Consider the following 13777-nt stretch of genomic DNA (forward strand, 5'->3'; position numbering starts at 1 on the left):
CGGTGAGGCTCAGCGGTGGCCGCCGTGCCGACGGCCGTCGTGGCCCGGACCCCGGCGGTCGCCGTCGCGGTGGTCACGGTTGTCGCCGCGGTGGTCGCGGTTGTCGTGGCCCCAGCGGTCGTGGTCGCGGTTGTCGTGACCCCAGCGGTCGTCGCCCCGGTGCCCGCGGTTGTCGTGGCCCCAGCGGTCGTCGCCCCGGTGGCCGCGGTCGTCGTGGCCCCAGGAGACGGAGTCGACGTACCGCCCGCGGTCGTTGCGCAGGGTGGCGGTGCCGCTGCGGTCGTCCAGGACGTCCCGACGGCGGTCCTGGTAAAGGTCGTTGCCGCTGTCCCGGCCGATGCCGGTGTGGACGCGGACGGTCGAGCGGCCGTCCAGACGGTAGTCGCGGAAGGTGTAGACCCGGCCGTTCTCGGTCGACAGGGTCCAGCCGTCGAGGTTCACGGCGCGGCGGTCCTGGTTGGTGAGCTGCACCCACTCGCGGTTCAGGACGCGGTTGGAGCGGTCGTCGCGGCCCGGGGAGCGGTACTGCACGTCACTGATGACCACGTGCTCGCCGAACGAGCGGCCGTGGTCGTGGTCGGCGGCCGACGCCGGCAGCGCCGCCGCGCCCACGAGGGCGGCCGCCGCGGCAGCGGCGGCGGCGACACGGCGCGCGATCACAGAAACAGAAACGGACACGAGGTCCCCCTTTGCAGGGTCGTGCACACCCCGCCGGCCACGGCCCAGAACCGTGACCAGGGGTGCGGTGTACGGGTGGCGGCCGGTCGGCCGCACAGCCACACCCTGGGTCCGGGACGCGCCGGGCGCCGGGCGCCACGCGGCGCCTGTTACATTCCTTGGACAAATTCACAACTCTCGCCTGTATGGCACATTCATCCCGTAAACGGACGAATGGTGACGCGTCGTCATTCGTGGAGAGCGCGTGAACAAGGGGAACGAGTGAGCCCGACGCCCCATGGCCTGGCCGCCGCTGCGACGCCTCTCACCCGAAAGTGAGTAACAGCCGCGGCCGTCGGACAGGGCGGCGATCCCGGACGGCGAGGGGCGTCCCGTTCGCTGTGAAGTCGGCCACAGCCGCGTCGGCACAGGCCGCGGCGCGTACCAGCTGATTAGGCGGCGAGTATCAGGCAGGCGTCGGCTTGAGCTCCTCGCGGGTCCATGCGCTGCAAGCCTCGGCGATGTCGTACGCGCATTCGAAATTGTCATGCTGCTGATGACCGCGGTGAGGCAGGGGATGCCGCACACTGGTGTATGCCGCCGTGTCCAGTCTCAATGTCAGTGGGTCGTGTCACCCTCTGTGATGGCTGCCGTATAGGCGTCACTGGAATTCGTGCAAGAGGAGGGGCCATGACCGGGACTGACCGGGGCTACACGTCGATCGAGATCTGTGCCGGCGCGGGCGGACAGGCGATCGGACTGCACTTGGCCGGTTTCAGACACCTTGCCCTCGTTGAGATCGACAAGTACGCAGCGGCGACCCTGCGTGAAAACATCGAAGTGCACCCGAAGTGGGACTGGGAGCGCGACAACTGCGACGTTCTCTGCAAGGACGTGCTTGAGTTCGATCCCGAGCGTGACCTGGAGAAGAGCGCTGGCCTGTACCGGCGGGGCGAGGTTGATCTGCTCGCGGGCGGTGTCCCGTGCCCGCCCTTCTCCCACGCTGGGAAGCAGCTCGGCGAAGACGATGAGCGTGATCTCTTCCCGCGCATCCTTCAACTGGCTGAGATCATCCGTCCGCGCGCCGTAATGATCGAGAACGTACGCGGTCTCATGGACGCCAAGTTCGACGACTACAGGTCGCGGATCCAGGCCATCCTTGAGGAGATGGAGCCTGACGACGACGGGCTGCCGGGCTACGAGGTAGTGAGCTGGAAGGTTTACGAGGCCGAGAAGTTCGGCGTGCCGCAGCTTCGGCCGCGCTCCATCCTCGTCGCCTTCCGCAAGGACGTCCTCAAGGACCTGAAGTACGAAGCCCCGACGCCCAGTGCCGAAAGGGTCACGGTCTTCGATGCGCTCGAGGAGACGATGAACGAGCGCTTCAAGCTGTTCGAGGACGGGCCTCGGGCCGCCCAGGCGCAAAGGGTGTTCGAGGACTGGAAGAGGGACGCCCGCAAGGACGTCGCCCCCACGCTGGTTGGCGGCTCGAAGAAGCACGGAGGCGCTGACCTCGGTCCCAGCCGGGCCAAGAAGGCCTGGCGCTCTCTGGGGGTTTCGGGCATGGGTGTGGCCAACGCGCCAGTGGACGGTGAGCCGACCGGTTCTGAGGACCGGGATCTGTTCGGTGCCGATGGTCCGATGCTCACGGTCCGGCAGGCCGCGATCATTCAAGGGTTCCCGCTGGAGTGGGACTTCGCAGGACGCAAGACCGCCCAGTACCGGCAGGTAGGGAACGCGTTTCCGCCGCCCGTCGCGCAGGCCATCGGCGAATCGATCATCGAGGTGCTCAAAGCGGACCGCAGGCGCGGTGCCAGTCGGTGACTGAGGGCGGTTGAGGAGCGGCGAACGTAAGGGGTCCGCGGCTCAGCCGCCCGTCAGGGGAGTCGGCTGTCCAGGTGTGCGAGGAGGGCATGGATGTCATCGGCATCCATGCCGAGGCCCGTGGTCTCCTCCTCCTGGAGATCGCCGAGTTGCCGCACCGCAGGGTCATCGAGCACGCTGCCCAGGAAGTGCAGCTTCTTTTCGAGACGCACGGCGACGATTTCATCGATCGTTCCCCGGGCCGCCAGCACGGTTACGCGCGTATCGGTGCCTGGAGGCAGCCCAAGCCGGTGAATACGGTCGAGGCTCTGGAGGAAGCGGCCGGCCATGAAGTCGCGGTCCACGTAAACGGCATCGTGACAGACCTGATGAAGGCTAATCCCCTCACCCAGAGTCGCGGGGTTGGAGATCAGGACCATGCATGACGGATCCTCGCGGAAGCGGGTGAGCTCAGTTTCCCGCTCCTGGGCCGAGGTGGACCCATGGATGGAAGCGGGGGCATGCGGCGCCAGTAGCTCCTCCAAAGTCTTCTGGCTTCGGACGAACCCTGTCCAGACCAGTGTTTTGCGGCCAGCTCGCGCGTTCTTCGCGACGATACGAATTGTTTCCTCGTATTTGGGCGACAACTCATGCCGCGGAAGCCTCTGAAGCAGCGTATGCAGCGAGTCCCCATCGGAGACGTCAAGCGCCGGCAGCTGATAGGCGAGCGCTTCATAGGGGGTGTCGCTGGGAGCTAGCAGGGCGGGGCTGATCGCGGCCATCAGCGTGCGCATCGCTGCCTTGCCGAGTGAGGTCAGGTCACCTCTGCGTGCGGACGGCTCCCCCTTGAGCGCGTCGTACAACTCGCGGTGCACGGGCGGTAGGTCGACATAGCGGACCACGGGCTCAAAGGGAGGGAGGCCCAGCTCCTTCTTCGTCGTCCGCGTGAACAGCGGGCGCAGGGCCTGACTGGCATAGGCGAGATCGCCGCCGCTGACCGCTTCGACGACGAGTTGTTTCCCCCGTCCTGGCCAGACGAACGAGAGCAGGCTTTCCAGGTCCCGGGCGCCATTGGGAGCCGGTGTCCCGGTGAGGATGAGGCGCCGCCGGGCCAGAGGGCCGAGCGAGAGACAGGCGGAACCATAAGCGCCGCGGGCTCCGAGCTTCATACGGTGCGCTTCATCAAGCACGAACATCGCCGGGGCCGTGCGCAACCACTCTGACAGGTGGCTGACGGAGCCGGCCAGCCGCTCGTAGTTGACCAGGACGACATCGGCTCTCGGGTCCGGAAATCCGCTGTCCATGACGGAGATCAGCACGGGCTCCTTGAAGCAGACCTCCCCTTCGAATTGCCACGCCTCATAGGCTGGCTTGGGGCATACGACGAGAAGGCGCCGGACCTCTCCCCGCTCACGCAAGGCGCTGAAGACCGCCAGCGCCGTGCGGGTCTTGCCAGCACCAGGAACGCTGAAGTTCGCTCCGTGTCCCAGAGACAGCAGCTCTGCGATATCCCGCAGCTGGAACGAAGTGAGGTCCGCCTGCCAGCCTGCGCCCAGCAACGCGTGGACATCATCTGGTGCGAGCGGTGCCTGAGAGCTGAAGGCCGGGGAGCTGAGCCGGGCCTGCACGGTCTCGGCGTCATCAAGGACGCCGGTGACCAGGCTGGCCAGCTCAGGCTCCCACTCGACATCAGAGTGGGGCCAGCCGGCCAGCTCGCCGATGGAGAACAGAAAGCTGTCCAGATCAGCGTCCGAGGTCAGCGGGCCGCGCTGGCCACCCGGAGTCACGCGGGTGGCCAGCATCCCGAAGTCCCCTTCCAGGCCAGGCCGCGCACGCAGCACTGCCCGCGTCCTGGTGATGTCGAAGGTGATCCGGAGAGACGGGAGATCAGAGTCGGTCATCGCTGGTCTGCCACGGCTTCACGCAGCCACGCCAGGCCTTCTCCGGGAAGCTGGATGCTCCGTGACGCTTCAGCTGACAGCTTGGCCAGCGCTTGCCTGAGCACGATCAGCGTGTCATCGAAAGCACCCTCGTCCAGGCTATTGTTGCCCCGCGCCAGTGCCAGGTCGGTGACGCACTGCTGGAGATCATCGACTGCGGCGATGATGCGGTCGGGAGCGACAAGCCGTTTCTTCTGCTTACGGATGGCGTCCTGAGCGGCTTGGATCGACTCGTCGAATGCCTTCTCCAGCAGGGAGACGGAGCGGTTGGCCTCAGTCATCTCTTCGGGAGTCGCGCTGGTCCCGGACTTCTGCGTGGCCTTGGCCCTGAGGAGCGAGTCCGTGAGGGCGCGGGCCTTGGCTGTCTCGGAACTCGGCCCCGGCACCGTGCGGTTGAGGCCGGGGATGGAGACCGCCTTCGGTGGCTCCGGCGCCGTCTCCCGGGATCCCTCAGGCAGGCGATGAGCCAGATAGTTCTCCCGGAAGTCCGTGCGGATGAAGCGGATGTCGGTCTTGGCCACATCAAGGACGATCGCTGCCAGCCGGTACTCGAGAAGGGTGTCTGCCTTCTCCTTGTCCCTGGCCTTCTCCTTGACGTAGGCCCGGTACAGCTCGGCGAAGCGCTCCTGTGCGTCTTCGAAGTCCATCAGGCGCAGCTTGGTCTGGCCGTGCTCGCTGCGCTTCACCAAGTCACGCAACTGGCCGAGAACCCACGTGTCCCGCTCAAGTGCTGGCGTCGAAGTGTGGAACAGCTTGGCGATCGCAGCGAGGGGAAGGCCCTGCTGAATCTGCTCTTCAACGGCCATCAGCCGGTTGATGTAGGAGTACTCGCGCCGGCGGTCGGGCCTGAGCTGCAATGACAATTCGACAGAGCGGATGTCGTCCCACGTGCAGCTGGCGGGCAGCACACCCACGCGGATGGACTGGATGCCCAGTTCCCTGAGAGCGGCTCGCCGGGTGTTTCCGTTGACGAGAACTCCATCACGGGAGATGAGCCCCGGCTCGTTCTGCCGGTGCTCCTGGAGGCTTTGCTTCAGTTTTTCGAAGTCAGGGTCGCGCTGGTGCGGGTCAGACGGCTTCGCCATCAGCAGCTCGTGCAGATAGCCCTGGCCGGCCTCGGACCAGTGATCCTTCGTCAGTGCCTCCTCCCGGGCGGGGTCGTAGGCACGCTGTGCACTGACTCTGTGAGTTGCGGGGTTGTAGTAGAGCCGGTCGACCGGCATGTCGATGACTTCGACGTGGATCGGGCGGCCCCGGAACTCCACGCGGAGTGTTTCGGGCACGGAGACTCCCGAGCGCGCATCCTGCAGCCGCTGCTCCACCTGGGCGCGGATCTCGTCCGCTGTCGGCGGGACGCCGAAGTCCGTCGGCATGACTACCTCTCGTAGCTGGAGTGACGTGTGGGTGGTGAGATGGAACTGACAGGGGCGGTCGCCGCCGGCTGGCCCGCCCCCGCGGGCGTTCAGGCCAGGCCGTCGCGAAAGGCTTCGCGTGCTTCGGCCGGCAGCGCCCGGTACTTCGCCCAGACGTTCTCAATGGAACTGAACGTCCTGATGTCCTGCTTGATCCAGGACTTCAGGATGTCGAGTTCGAGCGAGGGCAGCGAGGCGGCCTCGGAGAGCAGTGCCGGTACGTCGTACGTGGAACCGATGCCGCCGACCCGGCAGCGGTTGCACTCGACGACGTACTGGAGAGCCTTAGTGCCGTTCGGCAGCAGGACTTCACGCTTGGCCACGTCGAGCTGAGCTGTGACCTCCGAGTCGGCATACGTGTCTCCCGGGGTGGCACCACACGAACTGCACTTGTGGTTGTAGGCGGCCAGCAGCTCCCGGCGTTGGTTCACCGTGATCGCACTTTTCGGCCGGGTGCCGCGGCCAGGCTCCCAGACGGGCTCGCCGCGCTGTGCATAGCGCTGTTCGTTGGCGTCGAGGTCGACGTCCTCGCGCTTGGTGTCGATCTTCCACCCGAAATCACGGAGATCCCGCATGCGTCGGTCGATCTGTGCCACATCCGGAAAGGCTTCACGGAGCTCTGCCTTGGTGAAGACGTTCCCTTCACCGACCACCTGGACGAGCCAGAGTGCGGCGCGCTTCATCGTGCCCAGTTTGCTGTCCTGCCATGAAGGCAAGGCCGTGCTCATCCGCCACCTCGCAGAGCCTGAGCGGGCCAGCCCGACTGCATGTCAGGGCGGTTGATGCCTGACAGTGGCCCGCTGGGCGTAACAGAACTCCAAGTCGACCAGGAAAGAAAGTGGTTGCGTGTTCAGATGGGGATCCGGACATAGGTGAGACGCCAGGCAGGGAAGGGTGGCGGCACACTGTTGTCGAAAGCCGGTGTTTCGCCGTGGGGTGAGGAAAGAAGGAGCTGGCGTGCCGCGACCGGGCCACTTCCGAGAACTGGATGCAGAAATTCCGGATGAGAGAAAGGCCCTCGCCAGGGCCTTGCGCGGCCTGATGCGGGTGGTCGGACGGTCGCTGAGGCAGACACATGAGGAGCTGGCGAGGCGCAATCGAGGCTGCGATACGTCAGCGAGCGCTCTCTCTGATCTGCTGAACGCACGCATACAAAGGCCCAGGCGAGAGGTGGTCCGGGCGCTCTACGACCTGGCGGAGACCGCCGCGCGGACGAGCCGCGCCCCGATGCCGGTCACCTGGGCAGAACTTGAGGCGCTCCGGCTGAAGGCGTGTGAACCGCCGGCGCTCCTGTGTACGAGCTGCCAGGCGTCCGTGTTGCCGGTCCCCCGAGTGCGGGGGGACCGGCAACACGGGACAGGGGAGTGGCCCACGGCGTCGACCCTGCTGGACATGAAACGGACGAGGCGAGCCGAGGACGTAGCCGGCATCCTGCGGCACGTCGGTACCACTGGCGAGCCGGCAGAGGTGGCTCATGCGGTGGCCGCGTGCAGGGCGCGCGGGCTGCACGCGGAGGCGGACCTGATCCTTCGGTATGCGCAGACCGGACGCGACGGGCGCCAGCTCGCCGAGATCGCCTACGAGTTCATGAGGATCGAGGACAACGCCATGGCCCGGCGAGTACTCAGGATGTCCCTGGCTCAGTAGAGACGTCCGGCCCGCTGGCGGGGGAGGCGGGACGCCTGGATATCACCGCTTGGCAGATCGCCTCACTGCACTCCTCCGCTGACTGGTGCTCCCAGAAACGCAAGACAAGCCAGCCAGCTGCCCGCAATCGCTCGTTAGTGTCGCGGTCGCGGGCCATGTTCCGGGCCACTTTGTCGGACCAGTAGCCAGGATTGGTCTTCGGGGAAACGTAATGCTCAGGGCAGCCGTGCCAATAGCAGCCGTCGATGAAGACGGCTACTTTCGCGGGCCGGAAAACCATATCGGCGGTGCGGCGAAGAGCGGACTCCGGGCGAGCCGCCACTCGGTATCGCAGTCCTTTGGCATGCACCAGCCGACGGATCAGCCGCTCCGGAGTGGTGTCCCGGCTCCGGATCGCCTGCATGTTGCGGCGGCGCGCGGCAGAAGACGCCCACGAGCCCTCGGGGGGCACCCAGGTGGTCTGGGGATCTGGTTCTGAAGGGGAAGCAGTCATCGGTAGTGAGTTACCAGCCGGACAGAGTTGGCGGCACCGTCCCGCTGAGCAGAGCGTCGTAGGTGGTCTGACCTGACAGTCCACTTGCAGGATACCGCGGCGTCCCGATATGGACAGGCGCGCACCGTCAGTCCTGTCTGGTGTGTGACGGCAAAGCCGGGGCGGCCTCGACGGGGTCATCTGGCTGGGCGATGACCCATTGCTTCCCGTCCAGGGAGACTCGCGGGGCGTCCTTGTGATGAGGTCCTGCGGCGACCACCCGGGCGCTGACAAATTCGCCTTCGTCGGGGAGAGGGAGCCCTAGCTGGCCGGCGATATCCCGGTGGCTGGCGTAGTCCCCCATGATGAGGATGCCCTCCGCCCGCAGCGCGGACCGGCTGCCGCCGTTGCCGCGGACCCGCTTCATGTAGTCCTTCTGCTGGGCCACCGTGCGCACCACGTTACGGCCGATACGTCGGTTCTGGACGCGCCGGAAGAGTTCGTTCAGGCGGCGCTGCCCCGAGTTCGCCGTGAACACCGCGTCCCGGTCCGCGGCGTCCATGTGGAGCAGCACGTTCTCCGGGAGGTCCTCGTCGTGCCAGATCCACCGGATCTTGTCCCGGTGGGCCGCCTTGATCGTGAGTTTGAGGTCACGGTTGTTCCCCGTGTTCAGCCACTCGTTGTGTATCCGGACGAGACCGACGCTCCAGAGGGACTTGTAGTCGTCCGCCCAAGCGAGCAGGCAGAGGTGGCCCACCGCCTCAGGCGGAATCATCCAGCCTCCGAACTGCTGGGAGTACTTGCAGTCCACATCGACGCCGGCGATCTGGTAGTCCATGGCTTTGCCGTCCGCGAACCGGAACTCCCGCTGCAGATTGATCTCCACCAGAGTCCCCGCGTGAGTCTTCTCGGTCTTGAAGAGCGTCTTCCAGTCGTAGCGTCCGGTCACCTCGCCATTGAGCAGCTGATCGATGGTGTCACGAAGGACCCTGCCGAACCGCCGGCCGGCGGGGTCCAGCGCCTTGACGTGCTCGTAGACCCTCTCGAGTTCAGGGTCTTCTGCCGCCCCCGCGTATTGCATGGCGACCGACGCGGCGGCCCTGATATCGGCTTCTTCGAAAGGAAGCACGTTCTCCCCGTCAGTTAGTCATCCGTGACGTGTACTGCCGCAGCACCTCAGAGCGCATCGACGTACACCGCGTCCGGACGAGTGGAGTCCTTTGTCCTGAAGCGCACGAGCCGCTGTTTCGTGTCGATGGCCGTCTTCGGCGGAATCACGGTGAACGCCATGATGACCCGGTCGGACGCCGCGGTGCCGGTCGCGGCGACTGCTTTCACCTCATCGTCATGGGCGGCCTCGACGACGGGATACAGGAGGATTACACCGCGAGTCGCACCGAGCACAGGGAAGCCGTCTGTGGCTGCGGCTGGCTCTGGCCGCTCGATCAACTGTTGGGCGTACAAACGGTGTTCCAGACCCGAAATACGGCCGAAGGACAGCTTTCCGGACTGGCGGCTGCGGCGGAAGAGAGAGAAGGGACCCTGGCCCAGAACGGTGGCTTCGATCCGGCTGCGCTGTGTGCGCTGCGGGGCGATGACCAGCCAGTCGTCGACCTTGGCCAGGCGGCCGTCGAGCTGGGACAGGTAGGTCAGGTGCGGAGCGAACACATTGCCGTCCTCCCACTCCAGGGAGCTGAGGACGGACAGAAGCTGGGCGTGCGAGATCACCGTGGAAGCGGCCTGGAAGCTGCGGGACAGCGGTGAAGTGTCGTCGGGAAGAAGCCGGCACGTGGCTGGAGCCCCGCTGACTGCCGCTAGGACGGGCTTCCAGCGCTCCGTGTTCCGTGCCGTCATCTTGGCGTCCTGCGGGTACGCAGCCGGTTCGATCGGCGTACCCGGCGACCGAACCTCCACCAACTCCGCGTTGAACATCTTGTTGCGGGCCGACGGCTTCACCCAAGGCAGGTGCTGGGCGACCAGGGGCGGGATCTGGGCGGGAGTGACCTGGGGGCGGCCGTCCACCAGGTCCGCGTAGCGGGCCAGCTCGGCGCGGAAGAGTTCCTCGTCACGGCAGATCGCCTCGAAGGCCTCGTACAGGTCGACCGTCTTGGCGTTCCGGCCGCGGCCGAGGGACTCCTCACGGCCGATGTAGAGACGTACGAGATCGCGGTAGCCGGGGCGGAAGCCGAACCAGCGACCCATCTGCATCAGGGTGTCGGCCTGCTGCGTAGTGCGGCGGTAGTACGTGATCGTCAAGCCTTCGACCGTGAAGCCGCGGGACAGCTTGGTGCCGCCGACGAGGATCTTCCAGACGTTGGGGGTGCGGTCGAAGTCCAGGTCGGGCTGTGCGTAGTCGCGCTCGCTCTCGCCGTTGACGACGATGACTGGGCTGCCGCCCTGTTTGATCAGCTGGCAGGAGCGGGAGACGAACGGCTTGAGGTCCGCGTATGACCCGGGAGTGGGCAGGGAGCCGTCCGCGTAGGTGTGGAAGTCCCTGTCGAAGAGAGACGCCAGGCGGCTGTGGCCTTCCGGGCCGGTGTACGCGGCGTTGTGCCACATGGTGTTGATGCGCAGGGCCAGAGCCGCGTGCTCGGCCATGCGGACCGATTCGTGCACGAGCATCGTGTGGTGCCGGAACGGGCCGGAAGGAACGCCGTGTTCGGCACGGTAGAGCTTCAGGGCGCCCGTGAGGACGAACGCGTCCAGAGCCTCCTGGAGACGGTCGCCGGTGGAGTCGTAGATGCCCCGGACATGCGTCTCCTCGGCGTCCCCCGTCTCGTCGTCGACGGTGTCGAGGTCGTGGAAGTCCTGTACGCCCATGTATCCGGTGGGACGGGGGAGAGAGATCAGGAAGTCGCGCGGGAAGATGTCCTCCTCGTCGCCCGGGTCGACGAACACGTTGGCGAACGGGGTCGCGGTGTAGCCGACGTACTGGGCGCGGGGCAGCAGTCCGAGGAGCTTGCTGATCTGGCCGTTGATCGCGGTCCGGGTGACCGTGCCGGCCTCCCACTTCTTCGGGTCCGTCGTGTTCACCGAGGCCTGGTCCGACTCGTCGTCGATGATCAGAGCGGGTATCTCGCCGAGGATCGGACCGATCTTCTTGAGGTCCTTGACCAGCTTCTCCAGCACCGACTTGTTCTTCTTCACGACCATGACGCGGGCGCGCGCGGCGTGCAGGTTCGCCGGGTCGTGCAGCGGGCGGGAGCGGTCCGGCTTCTCGAACTCCAGGGCGCTGATGCCGCGTTCCAGGGACATGTAGTCGCGGTCGCGCGAGGTGAGACGCTCGATGTCGAAGGCGCCGAGGTCGGACGGACGGGCGCCGAACGAGACGAACTTCGCCGGCCAGTCCTCGTCGTCCTGGTAGTCGATGCCGACCAGGGCGTCCGGGTCGTCCCGGTCGGCGGCTCCCAGGATGTTCTCCTGGCCGATCAGCTCCATGTCGAGCCGGCGCTGGGTCTGGCCGCGCAGCAGGTTCAGGGTGCCGCCCAGAACGATGACCAGGCGGTAGCCCGCGTCGATGGCCTTGGCGGTGACACCGGTGAAGTTGGCGGTCTTGCCGGACTGCACATAGCCGACGACGAGTCCGCGTGCGCCGTAAGGAGTCTCGCGCGTGGGGTCGGCCAGCCGCTCGACGACTGCGTGGGCCGCCTCGTCCAGGCTGGACACCGCCGCGTCGCTCCAGCCCTTTCGGCGCAGCAGCCGCTCGTACGACGTCCAGTAGAAGGAGCGGTTCGCGGCCTGCTCGCGGGTGTACCAGGGCTGGAACTCGCGGCTGATGGTGACCGGACCCGCTTCTTCGTGCACGGGCACCGCAGCATTGAGCGCCTTGCGCAGATCCGCGCCGAACACGAGCTTCTCGTAGACCTCGGCGCGGCGCTCCGAGGTGCGGGGCGCGGTGTCGGCCGACCACGTGGGGGACTGTTCGAAGTCCCATGCCGTGAGCCTGCGGCGCCACAGGGCGAGCAGCTCGTCGCCGGGATCCGCGGCCAGCAGACGGTCGTGGAAACGGCCCATGTCCGCGTCCGCCGGATCGTCGGCGTCGGAGAGCGCGAAGGCGAGCTTGGCGAAGTGTCTCGGCCCACGTCGGCTCATCGCGTCGAGAACCTCGCCGTGCAGGTCGGTGAGGTGGTCGGGGGTGGGCGGGTGCTCGGCGGTCACGGCGGCTGGGCGGCCTTTCTGGAGGTACGGGAGGACGTGGGCGAGGGTGCGGTCAGTCCTCTGCGCGGGCGAGTTCGGCACGCACCGCGGTGACGAGAACGCTGTTCCACAGCGCGACCTTGTCGGTCTGGTTGGCCCAGACGCGTTCCTTCTGGAAGATCTCGTTGAGCATCAGATAGAGAAGGCTCTTGAGGACCGGCGCGTCGTTGGAGCCACCGCGCCGTCCGCCGTTGAACGCGTGCCGGTAGTCCTTGTTGAGAACGACCAGGCGCTCCTTGTGGTCGATCGTGAAGAGCAGGTCGGCGGAGTCGGCGCCGGCAGGCACGTCGAGCTTGGCCCAGGTGAAGGCGATGGGGTCGTCCCCGTCCAGCTGCGGCAGTTCGTCCCGCAGTGTCCGCTTGAGCTTCGGGTCGATGCCTTTGCCGGGCGGGATGACGGTCGCGCGCTTGACCTCCGTACGCCGCTTGGCGGCTTCGCGGTAGGTCACCTCCGCCTCGTGGACGTACTCGGTGAACGTGTGGCCGGTGGTGGTCGCGGCCTTCTCCAGTCCTCGGGCGAATGCCGGGGTGACCTGGACGCCGTCCTTCTTGACGGTGAGGGCGAACACGTCGTTGGGTTCGGTCGGCAGATCGACGGCGATGCGGGCGAGGGCGAGGTGGCCCTCCGGGCTCCGGGTGTCGTTCCAGCCGCCGGCCTGGACGAGCCGGTCGTTGCGGTAGAGGTAGAAGCCCTGGCGTTCGGCGAGCGGCCCGATGCCGCGGTAGGCGACAAGTGGTGACTTGGGCGGCCATATGTGAGCGGTGAGCGGGACGTCGCCCACACCCTCCACGGGCGCGACGTACGTACGGGGAAAACCGGGGCGGCCCGGGAGCCGGTAGCCGAACGGGTCGATGGGTTCCACGCCCCGGTGGTCCAGCTCCTCCCGGGTGTGGACGTCCTCGACGACGATGTCGATGTGGAAGCCGTCTCGGGCGAGGAAGCGGTGGAGGTGAAGTCCGAGGTGCGTTTCGAGCCGTTCGATCGCGTCGTCGAGGTAGCGGTCGGTCTGACCGGCGGTGATGGTCTCGAACGTGCGGACCTGGTCCCAGCGGACGATCGTGCCGTGCCAGCCGATGATCCCGTCGTAGCGGTCGACCAGGCTCTGGCAGTACGTCGCGTCGACGATGTCGCAGCTGAAGTCGGCCTGTGCGCGGGCGGTGAGCCAGCGCCGGCCCGCCGACGGGCTTCGCTTCGTCCGGCTGATCACGGTCAGCGCATCGGCGTGGGAGAGCGAGGCTGCCTTCAGCCCGGCACCGAAGTGCCCGAGGGCACCCTCCGCGTAGCTCTCGCGGCCACCGACGGTCATCGCCGTGTCCAGGCCCGCCTCGTCCATGCCCTCGCCGTCGTCGATGACGAGCAGCCCGACCAGACGGTCCCGTCCCCCGCGTTCACCGGTGTCCCGCAGGAAGCTCACGACCACGCTGCGGGCGCCCGCGTCGATGGAGTTGTCGATCAGGTCCGCGATGGCCGCCTCGAAGCCGTATCCCTGGTGGGCCAGCGACTCGAACGACCTCGCCGCCGGAGGGAGCCGCTTGCTTCCGGTGGTAGGTACATCGAACTGCCAGTCGGACGACGGCTGTTGGGGCGGCATACGGGTTTTCCTCGCGGGCCGGGACATGCCCGGTCGGCGCGCGGGCATGCCAGCTTGGGCT

General features: G+C 66.9%; 10 protein-coding genes. 2 read left to right on the forward strand and 8 right to left on the reverse strand.

Translation table 11 applies throughout. The features are described from left to right. Positions 1-9: 9 nt before the first annotated feature. Entirely contained in the window at positions 10-678 is a 669-nt protein-coding gene (locus BLW57_RS24115) for a lamin tail domain-containing protein (protein WP_093480847.1), read from the reverse strand. Between the two features lie 669 nt (positions 679-1347). Here BLW57_RS24115 and BLW57_RS24120 point away from each other — a divergent pair. Beyond that, on the forward strand, positions 1348-2478 hold the full coding sequence (locus BLW57_RS24120; protein WP_093477382.1) for a DNA cytosine methyltransferase: 1131 nt from the start codon (positions 1348-1350) through the stop codon (positions 2476-2478). Positions 2479-2531: 53 nt separating this feature from the next. Here the strand turns inward: BLW57_RS24120 and BLW57_RS24125 are convergent, their stop codons facing one another. From BLW57_RS24125 to BLW57_RS24135, 3 genes are all read right to left on the reverse strand, one after another. Beyond that, positions 2532-4358 carry a DEAD/DEAH box helicase gene (locus BLW57_RS24125; RefSeq protein WP_093477383.1) on the reverse strand — a complete coding sequence of 609 codons (1827 nt, stop codon included), beginning with the start codon at positions 4356-4358 and terminating at the stop codon, positions 2532-2534. Continuing rightward, positions 4355-5770, reverse strand: a complete 1416-nt coding sequence (locus tag BLW57_RS24130; RefSeq protein ID WP_093477384.1) for a ParB N-terminal domain-containing protein — start codon at positions 5768-5770, stop codon at positions 4355-4357. Before BLW57_RS24130 ends, BLW57_RS24125 begins: the two co-directional genes overlap by 4 nt. 89 nt (positions 5771-5859) lie before the next feature. After that, the gene (locus tag BLW57_RS24135; RefSeq protein ID WP_176985700.1) at positions 5860-6537 is read right to left on the reverse strand and encodes a hypothetical protein; all 678 of its coding nucleotides are present in this window, start codon (positions 6535-6537) and stop codon (positions 5860-5862) included. Between the two features lie 664 nt (positions 6538-7201). On the opposite strand from BLW57_RS24135, the gene BLW57_RS40965 reads away from it, so the two are divergent. Beyond that, a complete protein-coding gene (locus tag BLW57_RS40965; protein ID WP_143051621.1) occupies positions 7202-7456 on the forward strand; it encodes a hypothetical protein in 255 nt (84 codons plus the stop codon). Here the strand turns inward: BLW57_RS40965 and BLW57_RS24145 are convergent. The 4 genes from BLW57_RS24145 to BLW57_RS24160 form a co-directional block, all read right to left on the reverse strand. Continuing rightward, positions 7434-7949: a very short patch repair endonuclease gene (locus BLW57_RS24145; protein ID WP_093477387.1), complete on the reverse strand. Its 516-nt coding sequence runs from the start codon at positions 7947-7949 to the stop codon at positions 7434-7436. The genes BLW57_RS40965 and BLW57_RS24145 overlap by 23 nt on opposite strands. 127 nt (positions 7950-8076) lie before the next feature. Continuing rightward, on the reverse strand, positions 8077-9009 hold the full coding sequence (locus tag BLW57_RS24150; protein WP_093480848.1) for a NaeI family type II restriction endonuclease: 933 nt from the start codon (positions 9007-9009) through the stop codon (positions 8077-8079). A gap of 95 nt (positions 9010-9104) precedes the next feature. Further along, positions 9105-12020: a Z1 domain-containing protein gene (locus BLW57_RS24155; RefSeq protein ID WP_093480849.1), complete on the reverse strand. Its 2916-nt coding sequence runs from the start codon at positions 12018-12020 to the stop codon at positions 9105-9107. A gap of 118 nt (positions 12021-12138) precedes the next feature. Next, on the reverse strand, positions 12139-13716 hold the full coding sequence (locus tag BLW57_RS24160) for an ATP-binding protein (RefSeq protein ID WP_093477388.1): 1578 nt from the start codon (positions 13714-13716) through the stop codon (positions 12139-12141). Positions 13717-13777 lie beyond the last annotated feature (61 nt).

Source organism: Streptomyces sp. 1222.5 (assembly GCF_900105245.1).
In the GTDB taxonomy this organism is placed as follows: Bacteria; Actinomycetota; Actinomycetes; order Streptomycetales; family Streptomycetaceae; genus Streptomyces; species Streptomyces albidocamelliae.